Origin of the sequence: Lysobacter sp. TY2-98 (assembly GCF_003367355.1) — a bacterium.
Classification (GTDB): domain Bacteria; phylum Pseudomonadota; class Gammaproteobacteria; order Xanthomonadales; family Xanthomonadaceae; genus Cognatilysobacter.
In genome coordinates, this window is sequence record NZ_CP031413.1 from 2,297,723 (window position 1) to 2,313,491 (window position 15,769).

Below are 15,769 nucleotides of genomic sequence, written 5' to 3' on the forward strand. Positions count from 1 at the left end.
TTTTCTTTGGAATGCTCACAGGGCCTCGACGTCCCTGAGCGCTTCCAGTACGACGACTCACGGACGTCGCGATGCAGCGTTTCATTTCACGGCGGGCACGACGGCGCACTGCCTACGCTTGCGTTCGTCAATAACGCCGTACCGAGGTCTGTCATGCGCCGCTTCGTGTCTTTCGCTCTCGTGGCGCTCCTCGTGCCGGCCTGTGCATTCGCCCAGGGCGCACCAGCATCGAAAACCGCCGCTGCGCCCGCTGACGCCACCAAGGCGAAATCGAAGAGCCCGTTCGGCCTGGTGATCGCCGAACTCACGCGCGCCGCGCAGGAGAAGCAAGCGGCCGCGAAGGTCAAACCGGATTCGGCCGGGAGCGCCGCTGCAGCGCCGGCACTGCCGCCTCCGGCGCACGCATCGGCCAGCGCGACGCTCGCCGATTCCAGCGGCGGCTGAGCCGCTTCTTTCTCGCCTGCATCACGGCCGCGAGCGTCCATCACGGGCGCTCGCGGCGCGCTTGTGTATCACCGGCGGACGCGGGTGGTCCGCGAGGAGACGACGATGGAGCAGAACGAGCTGGCCAGCGCGGTTGCGCAGGCCGTGGGACAGGCACTGGGCGAGATGTCGGTCGGTGTCGCGGTGGTGATTCTCGCGGCGACGGATGCGGTTTCGAAGCAGACGGGTATCGATCGCGCGCAGCTGTTCCAGGACATGCTCGGCAACCTCCCTGACGTCGAGGGCGCCGCGCGCAACGTGGTCGACGTCGTGCGTGAAACGGTCGGCGCCGCATTGCGCGACGCGAAAGCCGCGGGCTGATCAGGCGCCGGGCGCGGCCTGCATCGTCGGTCGCGCCGCCTGCATCACTACGGGGGGCGCGGCCCCTACCAGCTCCTGCAACGCGCCGATATCCACCGGCTTGCTGAGGTGCTGATCGAAGCCCGCGGCGCGCGTGCGCTCGCGGTCCTGCGCCTGGCTCCAACCGGTGAGCGCGACCAGGCGCACGCCGTCATAGGCTGAATCGGCACGGACGCGACGCGCCACTTCGCAGCCGTCCATGCCTGGCATGCCAATGTCGAGCAGCACGATGTCCGGTCGGAATTCGGCCATCGCGGCCAACGCCGCCGCGCCGTCGAACACCACGCGATGCTCGATGCCGAGCAGGTCGAGCACCATGCCCATGGACTCGGCCGCGTCGACGTTGTCATCGACGACCAGCACGCGCGCAGGCTCCGACGCATCGCGCTCGCGCGCCGGCGCCGGGGCCACCGCCTCGAACGCGCTTGCCCGTGCCACCGGCAGCGTCACGACGAATTCCGCACCGTGGCCGCGCCCTTCGCTGGCCACGGCCACGGTGCCACCGTGCATTTCGACGAGATTGCGCACGAGCGTCAGCCCGATGCCGAGTCCATCGTGCGCGCGGTGGCGCTCGCGGCGCCCCTGGGTGAACAGTTCGAAGACGTGCGGAAGCATTTCCGGCTCGATGCCGATGCCCCGATCGCGCACGTGGATGCGCACGGTATCGCCGTCGCGTTCCACCCGCACGGAGATATGGCCGCCCGGCTCCGCGTACTTGGCCGCGTTGTTCAGCAAATTGCCGAATACCTGCGTGATGCGCACCGGATCGGCGTCGATCTCGGTGCCGGCATCGCCCAGCGAGACGTCGAGCGTGTGGTTCCCGGCGTCCACCAGCGGCCGGCTCTGGTCGATCGCATGCTGCAGCACGGTGGCGAGGTCCACGCGCTCGCGCTTGAGCGCGATCGTGCCGCGCGAGATGCGCGAGACATCGATGAGGTCGTCGACCAGACGCACCATGTGGTCGACCTGGCGCTTCATCATGTCGCAGAGTGCGTGGTCGTCTTCGGGCAGGCGCGGGTCCGACGCCAGCAGGTGCAGTGCATTGCGCACCGGCGCCAACGGATTGCGCAGCTCGTGACCGAGCATGGCGAGGAACTCGTCCTTGCGGCGCGCGGTTTCAGTCAGGGCGTCACGCGCGGCGGCGATGTCATCGAGATGCCGACGGATCTGGTACTGGCGTTCGCGCGCGCGCAGCGCCGTGCGCACGTTGCTCGACAGCGCGGCGAGGCGCAGCGGGCGCTCGAGCAGCATCACGTTGCCGAGTTCGGCCAGTGCGTCGGACACGTGTCGCGATTCGCTGCCCTCGCGCGCGAGGATCAGCACGGGAAGGTCCGACCACGCCGGCTGACGCTCCACCGCGCGGCCGATCAGCATGTGCGCGCCGGCGGCGAGCAGTTCCTCGCAGACGAAGACGCCGCCCGCACCGCGCTGCAGCTCGCGCTCGAGCTCGGCGGTCGACGAACACGCGTGCGTGGCGATGCCGTCGCGCGCGAGTACTTCGGCGGTGAGTACGCAGTCGCGCTGCGTGGGAAGCAGCAGCAACAGGCGATTTTCGATCGCCGCGTCTGCAGCTGCGGTCATCGCGCCGGGCCTGGTTCGTCGGCCTCGTATGGCACGCCGGTCAGCACGCCCCGGAACTGACGCAGCGGTTCACCGATGGACACACCATCGGGACCGAGCACCAGCGGGCGGATCGTGCGTTCGTGGCCTCCGGTGCGCTTTTTCAGCACCGAGATCGCCTGCTTCACCTCGCCGCGCATCTCGAAGTAGCGCAGCAGGATCACCGAATCGGCCAGGTAGCTGACGTCCAGTGCGTTCTGCATCTGGCCGATCAGCCCCTGCTGCGCGCTGATGAGAATGGTGACCACGCCGTGGTGCGCCAGGAAGGCGAGCAGTTCGTGCAGCTGCACCACCACGAAGCGTTCTTCGGGCATCGCGCTCAGGTAGCCGTTGAGGCTGTCGATCACCACGGTGCGTACGCCACCGTTGACGACGACGTCGCGAATGCGATGCGCGAACTCGCCCGGCGAAAGTTCGGCCGGATCGACCGATTCCACGATCATTCGACCGTCGGCGATGTGCTGCTCGACGTTGAGGCCGATGCCCATCGAACGGGTGAGGAACGAGCGCACCGTCTCGTCGAACGTGAACAACGCCACGCGCTCGCCACGCTCGGCCGCGGTCACCGCACACACCGTCGCCAACGACGACTTGCCTGTGCCGGCCGCACCGATCAGCAGCGTGCTGGTGCCGCGATGCAGACCGTCGCCGAGCAGCAGATCGAGGCCTTCCGAGCCCGTCGACACCGCGCGTTGCTCGACGTCGCGGCGATGCTCGGCGGCGACGATGCGCGGATACACGCACAGGCCACCGGTCACGATCTGGTAGTCGTGGAATCCGCTCATGAAGCGGCGCCCGCGGAACTTGGTGACGCGCAGCCGCCGGCGGTCGCCGCCGTATTCCGGATTCATCTGGTCGAGCGATATCGTGCCGTGCACGAGCGTATGCACGTGCAGGCCATGCTCGGCCGTCGCGCTGTCGTCGAGCAGGAGCACGGTGCAGTTCTGGCCGACGAAATACTGCTTGAGCGCCAGCACCTGGCGGCGATAGCGCAGCGGTGAGCCCGCCAGCAGCCGCAGCTCGGCGAGCGAGTCGAACACCATGCGCGTGGGGCGCAGGCCCTGCACGCGATCGAGAATGCGCTGCGTGGTGTCGCCGAGCTCGACTTCCGATGGGTGGAACATCGTGTAGTGCGAGTCGGGATCGAGGCTGTCGTGCGGCGGCGCAAGCTCGTGCACGTGGATGCCGTCGAGCGACCATCCGTGCGACGCCGCGACCTCGCGCAGCTCGTGCTCGGTTTCCGACAACGTGACGTAGAGGACGTTCTCGCCCCGCCGCACGCCTTCGAGCAGGAATTGCAGCGCGAGCGTGGTCTTGCCCGAGCCGGGCACGCCTTCGATCAAATACAGACGATTGGGCGTAAAGCCGCCGCCCAGTACGGTATCGAGCCCCGCGACCCCCGACTGCAGGGTGTCGGGCGCGACCGGTTCAGTGACTGCCATCCACGGATCCCGCGAGAAAGTACCGGGCCGTCGCATGGCGCGGCCCGGCGGAATGGGATCATGAAGCGGTTAATTCCGCGTCAAACCCCGTTTGCACCGTAGTCTGCGGCAGCGGCCGTGAAGATCAGTTCTCCAGCGCGAGGTTGGCGAGCCCGCTGTCCTGCGCGGCCGCGAGTGCCGTCGCAAAGCCCTGGTACTCGCTGTCGGCGGCGACGCTGACGTGCACCACGGTGTCTGGCGCAACCCGCGCGATGCCGTCAAGGGCGGCACGCAGCGACTTGGCATCGAGCGTGCGTCCGTCGAGCGTGTAGCTGCCGAACGCGTCGACGTGCAGATCCGTGCGCGGCGGCGGTGATGGCGGTTGCTCGTGACTGGGAATCGGGAGGTTCATCGGCAAGGTCCGCGTCAGCGTCGGCGCGGTGATCATGAAGATCACCAGCATCACGAGCATCACGTCGACCAGCGGCGTCACGTTCATGTCGGCCATGGCGCCGTCGCGCGGGCGGGGAGCGTAGGTGGATGCGGCCATCGTCGATCCTCCATCGGGCGGTATGCCCGACTCGACCGTACGCCGGCGTCCGGCCGCTGGCAACACGCTGCGACAACCGTTCGAGTGGCGTTTGCCGCCGGTCGTCGCTGCGCCCTGCCTGCACGACAATGGCGGCATGAACGCGACCACCCTCACCACCCACCACGGCGGCTGCCACTGTGGCCGCGTCCGTTTCGAAGTCGATGCGCCGACGCCGCTGCACGTGCTCGACTGCAACTGTTCGATCTGCCGAATGACCGGCTTCCTGCACCTGATCGTTCCGGCGGAGCGCTTCCGGCTCGTGCAAGGCGAGGACGCGCTGGTCGACTACCGCTTCAACACCGGTGCCGCGCGTCATCTCTTCTGCGGCCACTGCGGCATCAAGAGCTTCTACGTGCCGCGCAGTCATCCCGACGGCTACAGCGTCAACGTGCGCTGCCTCGACGGTGTGCCGCTCGACAACCTGCGCATCACACTGTTCGACGACGGCGATCGCGCGGCATCGATGGCCGCGCTTGCCGATCACGGTCTCTGAACCGGCGGCATCGCACCGCCTTGCGCGTCGGTGCTTTCGCGTCGACGCAACGCGCGCGGGCGCATTCTTTGCGCCGCCCGGGTGGGGCGCTTGATGTTGGGACGATGGACGGGATCGAAGGCCTGCGACTGCTGCTCGTTGAGGACGAATTCGTCCTCGCGATCGGCCTTGCCGAAGCGCTGGGCGACCTCGGCGCGGTGGTGCTCGGCCCGGTGACGACCGTCGAGGACGCGCTCGCGCTGGTCGAGCGCGTGCCCGAGATCGATGCCGCGGTGCTCGACGTCAACCTCGGCCAGCAGGTGGTGTATCCCGTGGCCGATGCGCTGCTCGCGCGCGGCATCCCGTTCCTGTTCGCGACCGCGAACGAACCGGCGAGCCTGCCCGAGCGTTTCGCGCGCGTGCCGATCTGCCGCAAACCGTTCGGCGTGCGCCATTTCCACGACGCCGTGCTGGAGCTCGCGCACACGCCGCCCCGCCGCGTCGCCTGACGCGGGAGGAAGTCTGCTGACACCACGCTGTCAGCAGGAGGCGCCGAGACTGGGTCCGTGACGCGCCACGCGTCCGCCACCGGCCAGGAGCCTTCCCATGTCGCGACGGATCACCTTCTTCTACGCCCCGCATTCGCGTGCGGCCTGCACGCTCGCCCTGCTGGAAACACTCGGCGCGGATTACGACCTGCACCCGCTCGATCTGATCGAAGGGACGCAACGCCGCCCCGACTATCTGGCGGTGAATCCGCTCGGCAAGGTGCCGGCGATCCGCCACGGCGACGCGGTGGTGACCGAGCAGGTCGCCATCCTGATCTATCTCGCCGACCTCTATGCCGATCGTGGCCTGACGCCGGCGCTCGACGACCCGCTGCGCGGCCCCTATCTGCGCTGGGCGGTGTTCTATGCCGCCTGCTTCGAGCCGGCGATCACGGACCGCTCGCGCGGCGTCGCAGCGGGCCCGGCCATGAGTTCGCCGTACGGCGACTACGACGCGGTGGTCGAAGCCATCGCGACGCAGCTGTCGAAGGGTCCGTACATGCTCGGCGAGCGTTTCACCGCGGTCGACGTGCTCTGGGGCACCGCGCTGCGCTGGGCGCTCGCATTCAAGCTGGTGCCGGATGAGCCGGTCTTCCGCGACTACGTGGACCGCGTGACCTCGCGCCCTGAGATCCAACGCGCGACCGCGCTGGACACCGAGCATGCGGCGGCGCAGGCCGCGCGTCGCGAGGCCGCGACGGCCTGAGCCGGGACGATGCCGGCGCATCGCTACAATCCGGCGATGCGCCGCGCCGACCGCTTGTTCCTGCTCGTCAACGCCCTGCGCGGCCGTCGCCGCGCGGTGCTCGCGCGCGAACTCGCGGACACGCTCGGCGTCTCGCTGCGCACCGTGTACCGCGACGTCGCCGACCTGCAGCGCTCGGGTGTGCCGATCGAAGGCGAAGCCGGTGTCGGCTACGTGCTGCGCCACGGCGCCGACATTCCGCCGCTGATGTTCGACGAGGACGAGATCGAAGCGGTCGTCGTCGGCATCCGCCTCGCGCGTGCGTTCGCCGGCAACCGCCTAAGCGAGAGTGCAGCGCGCGCACTGGTCAAGATCGAGGCTTCGATTCCCGAACGCATCCGCGCCTGTGCGGAGCGTGCGGCGATCATGGCGCCGGAATGGCGTGGCGAACTCAGCCGTGAATTCGGCGAGCTGCTCGATCGCCTCAATGAAGCGATCGCCGCGCATCGCGTCCTGCAGCTCGACTACCGCGACGAGAGTGGCGATGCGTCCACGCGCGAGGTCGAGCCGCTGTGCATCGTGTTCTGGGGCGGTTCGTGGACGCTGGGCGCGTGGTGTCGCCTGCGCGGCGCGTTTCGCCAGTTCCGGCTCAATCGCATCGTCGCAATGAACGCGACGGGCGAAATCGTCGTCGACGATCCGTCGCGCAATCTGGCGGCGTTGCTGCGGGAAGTGCGTCGACGTCCCGCGTTCGCGGCATCGACTGAGCCGCGTGTCAGTCCGCCGAACGCGCTCGCCTGATCACCAGCCCACGCCGGGCGGATATGCGGCGATCACGGGCGAGAGATCGACCAGCATCCAGTAGCCTTCGCGCGTTTCGAACGACGGCGGCAGCATCTCCGCGCGCATGGGTTTTCCCAGCGGCGTCACGCAGGCCGCGAGGTGCGCGGAGGCGGCGTGCTGCGCGGCTTCGGTGATGCCGACGAGGCTGTCCGCTTCGGTCACGCAGCCCGGGAAGTCGGGCAGCGTCACCGAGTAGTGGCGGTTCGCGTCGCGTTCGACGAAGGCGAAATATTGCATGCGGCGCACTATCCGAGCGGTGCCGCGAAGCGGCTGTGAACAAGCCGCCCCGCGTTCGCGGGATCGCGACATTGGTGCCCGGAGCCTGTGGCGATCCCGTGCGGAATCACCCTCATGCCCCTTCGGTTCGCGATCGCGTGCGCGGTCCTCGTCGCCTGCGGCGCTGCACGCGCGCAGGACCCCGGCACCGGCCCGTCGCCCGCGTTGCCGGCGCCGCACCATGCGCTCATTCCCCACGTCGACATCGCGCCCGCCGTCCACTGGCCTGCCGGCGCCATGCCGACGCCCGCGCCCGGGCTGGCGGTCACACCGCTCGCGACGGGGCTCGACCACCCCCGCTGGCTCTACGTGCTGCCCAACGGCGACGTGCTGGTGGCGGAAAGCAATGGCCCGGCCGGCAAGAGCGGTATCCGCGGCATCAAGGGCTGGGTGATGAAGCACGTGATGGCGAAGGCGGGCGCGGGCGTGCCGAGCCCCGAGCGCATCGTGCTGTTGCGCGACGCCGATGGCGACGGCCGCGCGGAGCTGCGCAGCGATTTCCTCTCCGGTCTGCACTCGCCGTTCGGCATGGCGCTGGTCGGCGACACGCTCTACGTCGCGAATACCGACGCGCTGGTGCGCGTGCCGTACGCCGCCGGCGCCACGCGCATCGACGCGACGCCCGAGCATGTCGTCGATCTGCCCGGCGCCACCGGCGAGTTCAACCACCACTGGACGAAGAGCCTCGTCGCGTCGCCCGACGGCACGCGGCTCTACGTCGGCGTGGGTTCGAACAGCAACGTCGGCGAGAACGGCATGGCGGTCGAAGCCTCGCGCGCGGCGATTCTCGAAATCGATCCGCGTGCGCGCACGACGACCGTGTTCGCCGACGGTCTGCGCAATCCGGTCGGCATTGCATGGCAGCCCGGCACGTCGACGCTGTGGGCGGTCGTCAACGAACGCGACGAACTCGGCAATGACCTGGTGCCCGACTACCTGACGCAGGTCGAGCGAGGCGCCTTCTACGGCTGGCCGTACAGCTACTGGGGCGCACACGTCGACGCGCGCGTGTCGCCGGAACGCCCCGATCGCGTCGCCGCCGCACGCGTGCCGGACTACGGCCTCGGCAATCACGTCGCGCCGCTGGGTCTCACGTTCAACACGTCGGCGACACTCCAACCCACCTTCGGCGACGGCGCATTCGTCGGCCGGCACGGCTCGTGGAACCGCACGCCGCTGTCCGGCTACGACGTGGTGTTCGTGCCGCTCGTGGACGGCCGCCCGCAGGGCGCGCCGCGCGAGGTACTCGCGGGCTTCGTCGACGCGGAGGGCAATGCACGCGGCCGACCGGTCGGTGTCGCGATCGCGCGGGACGGCGCGCTGCTGGTGGCCGACGACGTCGGCAACGCGATCTGGCGGGTGAGCCCGTCGCGCTGATCGCACGGGCTCGCTGCGACCGCAGCAGGACGGCCGGGCGCCGGCGCATGGGACGACCGCCCATCCGCCCCGTCGTGCCGTCCGCCGCCGCGCGTGCGTGGCGGCCCGGCGGGGCCGCGCCGCTCTGGCATAAACGCCCACGGCCGGCGTCACGTGGCCGAAACGTTGCCCGCATACCGTTACGCCTCCGCGCAGGATGCCGCCATGCTCATCTACGATCGCCGCCGCTGCCGGCCGCTGCCGGTCCCCGAGCTCCGTCGCCGCCTGACGATCGCCCAGCGCGCGAAGCTGAGCTGGCTGGAATACCTGGGCTGGCGCCTGCTGTTCGTCCGCGGCGAACCCGCCAACGTATTCGTAGCGCACGACGAGAAGGGCTATGCGGTCATCGGCCGCGAAGGCCGCGTCGTCGGCTGCCGCAGCCTCACGGTGCGCCCGGCCGACCGCAAGGATCCCGCCTACCGCGCAGCGCCTTCGTTCGAAGGCGACGACGGCGGGTCCGAGGCGCGTGCCGCCTGATCCGCAGCGCCGCGATCGCGCGCCGCGCATGACGGCGCCGGTCATCCGCCGCATCGAACGCCACGAGGCCGCGCGCCTTGCCGCGCTGCTGCGCCGCCTGTTCGTCGAGGCCTATGCCGACTGCAGCGCACCGGCGAATGTCGAGGCCTACCTCGACGACGCGTTCGGCGTCGCGCAGCAGACCCGGGAGCTCGACGATCCCGCCCATCCGGCCTGGGTGGTCGAGCACGATGACGAGTGGCTGGGCGTGCTGCAGGTGCGCCTGCCGTCGACGCCACCGCCCCAAGTCGATCTCCTCCGGCCCGCGCAGCTGCACCGCATCTACCTGACCACCGCCGCGATCGGCCGCGGCCTCGGGCGTCGCCTGCTCGACATCGCGCTCGACACCGCGCGCCGTGGCGGCGCCGACGGGCTCTGGCTCAGCGTCTGGCAGCGCGCACCCGGACCGATCGCCGTCTACCAGCGCGCCGGCTTCCGCATCGTCGGCACCACGACCTTCGTCGTCGGCGACGATCCGCTCGACGACTGGATCATGCAGCGGCGCATCGACGCCGCCTGACGCAGCGGGCCCGGCCGCGCCCGACGCCGCGATCCGCAGGTTCGATCCGCGAAATCCCCGGTCCGTCGCAGAGCGCTCGACGGCGCGCACGGCGTCCTTATCCTCGCCGCATCGCCTGCCGGAATCGCCCCGTGTTCAAGAGCCTCGTCTTCGTCATTCGCATCGCGATCGCCTGGGCACTCGCGTCGGCGCTGTTCGTGGGCTTCTGGTCCGGCATTCCGCTGATCGGACGCTGGGACTTCCCGCCGGTCGCGCTGGGCATGGTGGTGATGGCGTTCGTCGTCGCCGGCGCGTTCTCGCACCTGCGCCGCGTGCGCCTGATTGCCGGGCACGTCGATGGCGGCGCGCTCGGCAACCGCCATCGTCGCCAGATCGAGATCCCGTTCGAGGCGGGCCAGGCCTTCGACCTGCTCGACGCCGCCATCCGCGAACTTCCGGGCATCGAAACGGTGCTCAGCGCACGCGACAGCCTGCAGATCCGCGCGCAGGTGAATCGCCCTGACAGCTATACGCAGAGCGCGCTCGGCCGCTGGAATCCGCTGTCGGGTTTCGGCACGCAGCACAACCAGATCCGCGCGACGGTGACGCCCACTGCCGACACCGGCAGCGTCACCTTCATCTGCGAGCCGCAGGTGGGCGCGTGGAGCGACTGGTTCTTCGTCGACGACGGCACCAACCTCGAGAACGCCGAAGCGATCACCCGCGCGATCACGCGCCGCGTCGCCGACGCGCGCCGTGGCGAACAGATGGCCGCCGTGCGCACCGCGACCGAGAAGGAATTGACCGTCGCCAAGCTCAACCTGCTGCATGCGCAGGTCGAACCGCACTTTCTCTACAACACGCTGGCGAGTGCGCAACTGCTGACGCGCAGCGACCCGGCGCGTGCCGAGGAAATGCTCGGCCATCTGATCCAGTACCTGCGTCATTCGCTGCCGCGTACCGAGGATTCGCCATCCACGCTGGGCGCCGAGCTCGAACGCGCGCTGGCCTATCTCGAGATCATGAAAGTGCGCATGGGCAATCGCCTCGACGTGCAGGTCGACGTGCCCGAATCGCTGCGCGCGACGAAGCTGCCCGCGATGATGCTGCAGACGCTGGTGGAGAACGCGATCAAGCACGGCCTGGAGCCGCGTACCGGCGGCGGCACGGTGTGGATCCGCGCACGCCGCGCCGACGACACCGTCGCGATCACCGTCGCCGACGATGGCGAAGGGCTCGGCGGCAAGACCAACGGCACCGGCATTGGCCTGAAGAACGTGCGCGAACGACTGAAGCTGGCGTTCGACGGCGCGGCCTCGCTCGCCGTGGTCGCGAATTTCCCGGCCGGCGTCGCCGCCACGCTCACCGTGCCGGCCGAACGCGAGACGGTGCGCCATGACTGAGTCGATCCCCACCTGCGTCGTCGCCGAAGACGAAACGCTGCTGCGCGACGCGATCGTCGCGCAACTGCAGCGCGCCTGGCCGGCGCTGCGCGTCATCGCCGAATGCGAGGACGGCGCCAGCGCGCTGGAAGCGATCGCCGAGCATCAGCCCGACGTCGCATTCCTCGACATCCGCATGCCCGGCCTCACCGGCCTCGAAGTCGCCGCGGCCTCTGCCGAAGCCAGTCCACAGACCCAGATCGTGTTCGTCACCGCGTACGACCAGCACGCGATCGCCGCGTTCGAACGGGGCGCGGTGGATTACCTGCTCAAGCCGGTGACGCCAGAACGCCTCGACGCCACCGTCGAACGTCTGCAGTCGCGCCTGGGCCAGGGGCGCGATGAGGCGCTGGCCGCGTTGCTCGCGCGCCTCGGCCCGGTGCTGCCGCGCGAACCCAGCGCGCCGGAGCCGTTGACGTGGCTCACGGCCAGCGCGGGACGCGAAACGCGGCTGATCCTCATCGACGAAGTCGCCTACTTCCGCGCCGACCACAAGTACACGACGGTGGTCACCGCCGATGGCGAGTCGCTGTTGCGCACGTCGCTACGCGAACTGCTCGCGCGACTCGATGCCAACACCTTCAAGCAGATCCACCGCTCGACCGTCGTCAACATGAAAGCGGTGGCGGGCATCACGCGGGACGACACCGGGCGCGGCACGCTGCGCCTGCGCGGACGTCCCGAAACGCTGACGGTCAGTGCGCCGTTCATGGCGCTGTTCCGACCGAACTGATCACGGAGACGTCGTCATGGACAAGTTGTTCGCGCTGTTCGCTTTCCTTGCCTCGCTGATCGGCTGCGATGGCGGCCGCGACACGGTGGTGCATCGCATCGTCGGCACCGGCGCCGACGTGCTCTTCAGCCGTGCGACGGTGCAGGACGGCGTCGCCCGCTTCGACTGCGTGCGTAGTGCGAGCGGGCCTGCCATTACCTGGTATTGCCGCGCGGCTGCGATCTGGGCCAGCCCTGTGCGACGCATGCCAGCCGTTACGACGTCGCCGCGGGTGATTCGCGCCAGGTCACCGGCCTGCACACGTTCCGGCTGTGCGTCAGCCCCGCCGAAGGCGATGTCGCCTGCAGTGCGAGCGACGCGCTGGGCCACTGATTCCTAGGCCCGGAACGAAACGAGCCCCGCGATGCGGGGCTCGTGGTGGCGTCGGTTAAAGCGCGGATCAGATGCCAAGGATGCGCGAGATCAGGCCGGTCGCCGTCTGCACCAGGTAGACGTCGCGCGAGTCGGGGTACGGGCGCACCCACACCATGCCGCGCGGCGGCGGCGCCAGACGGTAGACGGTGTAATTCGTGACGTAGTAGCGCGGCACCACGTAGGTCATCGGCAGGCGCTCACCGCGCGCCCACTTCTTGTATTGGCCGAGGTGACGTCCCTTGTCGTGGTGGTAGTCGGGGCGATGGTCGTCGCGGTCGTGCCAGGGGCCGTTGGGATTCGGCTCACCGATGCGGATGCCTTCGACGGCCTCGTGCCCGTGACCCTTGCCGTGGCCCTTGCCATGACCCGGGTCGGCCAGCGCGGGGCCGGCGAGCAACAGCGAAGCGATCAGGACGAGCGGGGACATACGGATCATGTTCGGTCTCTCCTCGTTGGACGCCGACACGCTAGCGGTGGCGGGCTGAACCTGTCATGGAAATCGCCAGCGCCGTACCGCGTCGGCTCAGCATGGTGACGTGCGCGTGCAGGCGGCGATGCCATCCGCCTGCACGGCGTCGCACCGTCATTCGGCCCCGCGCACCACTTGGCCGTTCTTCATCACGAATACCGGGTGCTCGGTGGCGCGGATGTCCGTCAGCACGTTGCCCGGCACCGCGACCACATCGGCGTACTTGCCCGCCTCCAGCGTGCCGACATCCTTCTCGACGCCGAGAAGCGTGGCCGCGCCGATGCTGCTGGTCATCAGCGCCGCCGCCGGCGACATGCCGACGTCGACGTAGTCGCCGAACTCACGACCGTTGAGGCCGTGCGGGAATACCGCCGCGTCGGTGCCCAGCGCGATCGGCGTGCCGATGCGGATCGCATTGCGCAGCATCTGCTCGTGCGACGTGTACGCCGCATGCGCCTTGCCCGCGATCTTCGGCGGATAACCGGCGAGCTTCGACTCGGTCCACAGCAGCGTGGTGCGCGTCGGCACCAGGTAGACGCCCTTCTGCTTCATCAGCTGCAGCGTTTCGGGCTTGAGGAAGCTGCCGTGCTCGATGGAATCGACACCGGCTTCGATCGCGAGCCGCGCCGCGGTATCGCCATGCGCGTGCGCGGCGACCTTGCGGCCCCAGTTGTGCGCTTCGGAGATGATCGCCTTGAGTTCGTCCGGCGTGAGCTGCGGCACGTCGACCGGATCGGATTCACTCAGCACGCCGCCCGACGCGCAGATCTTGATGACGTCCGCGCCGTACTTCATCTGCAGGCGCGTGGCTTCGCGGCACTGCTCCGCGCCGTTGCAGACCCCTTCCATCGGTGTCGAGGGGATCACGCGCGTCGGCGGATACGGCGAACTGTCGCAATGCCCGCCGGTCGAGCCGATCGCGTGACCGGCGACGATCATCCGCGGGCCAGTCGCGTAACCGCCGTTGATCGCATTGCGCAGCGCGACATCGATGAAATCACCGGCGCCGAGCACGCGGATGGTGGTGAAGCCTGCGTCGAGCGTGACCTTCGCATTGCGTTGCGCGTGGAAGGCCTGCTCGGCGGGGAACCGCATCATCCCGTTGTAGATGCCCGCAGCCCAGTCGTCGTCGTGGTCGTCGGCGATGTGCGTATGCGCGTCGATGAAGCCCGGCAGCAACGTCGCGTCGCCGAGGTCGATCACGCGGGCGCCATCGGGGACCGCGACGTTGGCGCCCGCGCTGACGATGCGTTCGCCCTGCACCAGCACCATGCCGTTCTCGACCATGCGACCGCTGCGACCGTCGAACAGGTGGGCGGCCTTCAGCACCACCGGCCGCACCGCGGGGGGCGTGGTCGGCGCCTGCGCATGGCCGGCGAACGCGGCGAACAGACCGGTAACGAGAAGGCCCGCGGAGGCGAGACCGGCGAACAGCGGTGCAAGACGGAGCTTCATGCAGGGACCTGTCGGGCGGAAAGACCCGAGTGTAGGCAGAAGCGGCCGTGGCCTGCCTGTGCCGGCGGTCGCTGATTTCCCGTTCCGCCGGAGGCGTCCTCCCAACGTCCCCCTGACCTCGGGCACATCCCGGGTTCATGCGCGACCACTAGGATGCGCGCCATGCGTCGCCTCGCCGCCACCGCCGCTCTCGCCTGCCTGCTGCTCGCGCCGCAGGTGCAGGCGCGCACGGTGTATCGCTGCGTACGCAATGCGACGGTGAGCCTCGCGACGGCGCCAGAACCCGGCTCGAAGTGCGAAGCGAAAACCATCGCCGACGACGCGGTGAAAGTGCCCAACCTCTGGGGCGCGCTCGGCGTGGTGAAGGGCAACCTCTACGAACGCCAGCAGGACGGCAAGACCGTCTACAGCACGCGCAAGCTGCCCGGCTCGACGAAGGTGCTGTCGTTCACCGTCGAAACGCCGCCGGGTGAGCCGGCGCATGCAGGCCTCGGCCAGGTCGGCAAGCCGCAGATCGATCGCTTCGCCAAGCAGTTCAAGGCGGCGTCGAAGAAGACGGGTGTCGACGACGCCTACCTGCGCGCCATTGCCCATGCCGAGAGCGGCTTCAACGCGGCCGCGGTGTCGCCCAAGGGCGCAGTCGGCGTGATGCAGCTGATGCCGGAGACGGCGCGCGAATACGGTGCCGATCCGACGTCGCCCGACCAGTCCATCGAGGCCGCGGCGCGCATGATCCGTCAGCTCGCGACGCGCTACCGCGGCGATCTGCGCATGGTCGCGGCGGCGTACAACGCGGGCTCCGGCGTGGTCGCGCATTACGGCGGGGTGCCGCCCTACCGCGAAACGCAGCAGTACCTTGCCAAGGTCGAGGCGCTATACACGCGCTACCGCACCGCACTCGGCAAGACGCCGAAGACGCTCGACGGCACCGAGATCCTGCGCGCGGCGGAATGATGCGACGCGCCCGCATACTGCGCGGGTGACCTTCGACCTCGACTCGCTGCGCAATGCGCTCGCCGACGTGCCCGTCGTCGCGTGGTGCGCGGTCATCGCCGTGCTTCTTCTGCAGCGGGTCGCACGTCGATTCGGCTTGTGGCTGTACGCGGCCTTCGCGCTGCCCGGCACGCTCGCGCACGAACTGGCGCACTACATCGTCGCCTTGCTGCTCGCCGCGCGGCCGCAAGTGCCGCGCTTGTGGCCGGAGCGGACGCCCACCGGATGGCGTCTCGGTTCCGTCGCCTTCCGTGCACCGTGGTGGCGCGCCGGCCCGATCGCCCTCGCGCCCTTGCTGCTGTTACCGGGCGCAGTGGCCTGGATCGTCATGTTCCTCGCCGACGCACGCGGGGCGTGGATCGCGGTGCATGCATGGATCGCCGGCACGCTGTTCGGCGCAGCGATGCCGTCGCGCGCGGATGTGCGCATCGCCGCGCCGACACTCGCCGTGCTGGCCCTGATCGCCGCCGCCGTCGTCGCCGTCCGCATCACCGTTTGAAGCTGGCACCCGCTTCACGGCGCGTATCGACAA

At 69.4% G+C, this 15,769-nt stretch carries 20 protein-coding genes; 14 read left to right on the top strand and 6 right to left on the bottom strand.

The features are described 5' to 3' along the window. Positions 1–153: 153 nt before the first annotated feature. Both DWG18_RS11150 and DWG18_RS11155 read left to right on the top strand, forming a co-directional pair. Positions 154–444: a hypothetical protein gene (locus DWG18_RS11150; protein ID WP_115647258.1), complete on the top strand. Its 291-nt coding sequence runs from the start codon at positions 154–156 to the stop codon at positions 442–444. Between the two features lie 105 nt (positions 445–549). After that, positions 550–804, top strand: coding sequence for a hypothetical protein (locus DWG18_RS11155; protein ID WP_162823806.1), 255 nt, complete (start codon positions 550–552; stop codon positions 802–804). On the opposite strand, the gene DWG18_RS11160 is transcribed toward DWG18_RS11155, so the two are convergent. The 3 genes from DWG18_RS11160 to DWG18_RS11170 form a co-directional block, all read right to left on the bottom strand. After that, a complete protein-coding gene (locus tag DWG18_RS11160) occupies positions 805–2,424 on the bottom strand; it encodes an ATP-binding protein (protein WP_115647260.1) in 1,620 nt (539 codons plus the stop codon). It abuts the gene before it with no gap. Beyond that, positions 2,421–3,905: an ATPase domain-containing protein gene (locus DWG18_RS11165; protein WP_115647261.1), complete on the bottom strand. Its 1,485-nt coding sequence runs from the start codon at positions 3,903–3,905 to the stop codon at positions 2,421–2,423. The genes DWG18_RS11160 and DWG18_RS11165 overlap by 4 nt, the downstream gene beginning before the upstream one ends. Positions 3,906–4,029: 124 nt before the next feature. Continuing rightward, positions 4,030–4,434: a biopolymer transporter ExbD gene (locus DWG18_RS11170; RefSeq protein WP_162823807.1), complete on the bottom strand. Its 405-nt coding sequence runs from the start codon at positions 4,432–4,434 to the stop codon at positions 4,030–4,032. 136 nt (positions 4,435–4,570) lie between these two features. Between DWG18_RS11170 and DWG18_RS11175 the strand changes: the two genes are divergently transcribed. The 4 genes from DWG18_RS11175 to DWG18_RS11190 all read left to right on the top strand — a co-directional run bounded on the left by DWG18_RS11175 (position 4,571) and on the right by DWG18_RS11190 (position 6,982). Beyond that, positions 4,571–4,969, top strand: a complete 399-nt coding sequence (locus tag DWG18_RS11175; protein ID WP_115647263.1) for a GFA family protein — start codon at positions 4,571–4,573, stop codon at positions 4,967–4,969. Between the two features lie 104 nt (positions 4,970–5,073). Beyond that, positions 5,074–5,457, top strand: a complete 384-nt coding sequence (locus DWG18_RS11180) for a response regulator (RefSeq protein ID WP_205289344.1) — start codon at positions 5,074–5,076, stop codon at positions 5,455–5,457. Between the two features lie 97 nt (positions 5,458–5,554). Further along, positions 5,555–6,202 (top strand): glutathione S-transferase family protein, encoded by a 648-nt coding sequence (locus DWG18_RS11185; protein WP_115647264.1) that lies wholly within the window; start codon positions 5,555–5,557, stop codon positions 6,200–6,202. A 36-nt stretch (positions 6,203–6,238) separates the two neighbouring features. After that, positions 6,239–6,982 carry a YafY family protein gene (locus DWG18_RS11190; RefSeq protein ID WP_115648150.1) on the top strand — a complete coding sequence of 248 codons (744 nt, stop codon included), beginning with the start codon at positions 6,239–6,241 and terminating at the stop codon, positions 6,980–6,982. Here DWG18_RS11190 and DWG18_RS15310 read toward each other — a convergent pair whose 3' ends face one another. Then, positions 6,983–7,261, bottom strand: a complete 279-nt coding sequence (locus DWG18_RS15310; RefSeq protein ID WP_162823808.1) for a type II toxin-antitoxin system HicB family antitoxin — start codon at positions 7,259–7,261, stop codon at positions 6,983–6,985. Between the two features lie 114 nt (positions 7,262–7,375). Between DWG18_RS15310 and DWG18_RS11200 the strand changes: the two genes are divergently transcribed. From DWG18_RS11200 to DWG18_RS11220, 6 genes are all read left to right on the top strand, one after another. Beyond that, positions 7,376–8,677 (top strand): sorbosone dehydrogenase family protein, encoded by a 1,302-nt coding sequence (locus DWG18_RS11200; protein ID WP_115647265.1) that lies wholly within the window; start codon positions 7,376–7,378, stop codon positions 8,675–8,677. A gap of 204 nt (positions 8,678–8,881) precedes the next feature. Then, positions 8,882–9,193 carry a hypothetical protein gene (locus DWG18_RS15315; RefSeq protein WP_162823809.1) on the top strand — a complete coding sequence of 104 codons (312 nt, stop codon included), beginning with the start codon at positions 8,882–8,884 and terminating at the stop codon, positions 9,191–9,193. A 28-nt stretch (positions 9,194–9,221) separates the two neighbouring features. Continuing rightward, positions 9,222–9,752, top strand: a complete 531-nt coding sequence (locus DWG18_RS11205; protein ID WP_162823810.1) for a GNAT family N-acetyltransferase — start codon at positions 9,222–9,224, stop codon at positions 9,750–9,752. Between the two features lie 131 nt (positions 9,753–9,883). Beyond that, entirely contained in the window at positions 9,884–11,134 is a 1,251-nt protein-coding gene (locus tag DWG18_RS11210; protein WP_115647267.1) for a histidine kinase, read from the top strand. Next, the gene (locus tag DWG18_RS11215; protein ID WP_115647268.1) at positions 11,127–11,906 is read left to right on the top strand and encodes a LytTR family DNA-binding domain-containing protein; all 780 of its coding nucleotides are present in this window, start codon (positions 11,127–11,129) and stop codon (positions 11,904–11,906) included. Before DWG18_RS11210 ends, DWG18_RS11215 begins: the two co-directional genes overlap by 8 nt. A 16-nt stretch (positions 11,907–11,922) precedes the next feature. Beyond that, positions 11,923–12,285 carry a hypothetical protein gene (locus DWG18_RS11220; protein ID WP_115647269.1) on the top strand — a complete coding sequence of 121 codons (363 nt, stop codon included), beginning with the start codon at positions 11,923–11,925 and terminating at the stop codon, positions 12,283–12,285. Between the two features lie 60 nt (positions 12,286–12,345). On the opposite strand, the gene DWG18_RS11225 is transcribed toward DWG18_RS11220, so the two are convergent. Then, complete coding sequence (locus DWG18_RS11225; protein ID WP_115647270.1) at positions 12,346–12,756, bottom strand: RcnB family protein; 411 nt, start codon at positions 12,754–12,756, stop codon at positions 12,346–12,348. Positions 12,757–12,903: 147 nt separating this feature from the next. Then, positions 12,904–14,244, bottom strand: coding sequence for an amidohydrolase family protein (locus DWG18_RS11230; RefSeq protein ID WP_115647271.1), 1,341 nt, complete (start codon positions 14,242–14,244; stop codon positions 12,904–12,906). Between the two features lie 162 nt (positions 14,245–14,406). On the opposite strand from DWG18_RS11230, the gene DWG18_RS11235 reads away from it, so the two are divergent. Both DWG18_RS11235 and DWG18_RS11240 read left to right on the top strand, forming a co-directional pair. Next, complete coding sequence (locus tag DWG18_RS11235; RefSeq protein ID WP_115648152.1) at positions 14,407–15,198, top strand: lytic transglycosylase domain-containing protein; 792 nt, start codon at positions 14,407–14,409, stop codon at positions 15,196–15,198. A 25-nt stretch (positions 15,199–15,223) separates the two neighbouring features. Next, a complete protein-coding gene (locus DWG18_RS11240) occupies positions 15,224–15,736 on the top strand; it encodes a hypothetical protein (protein ID WP_115647272.1) in 513 nt (170 codons plus the stop codon). Positions 15,737–15,769: the final 33 nt, after the last annotated feature.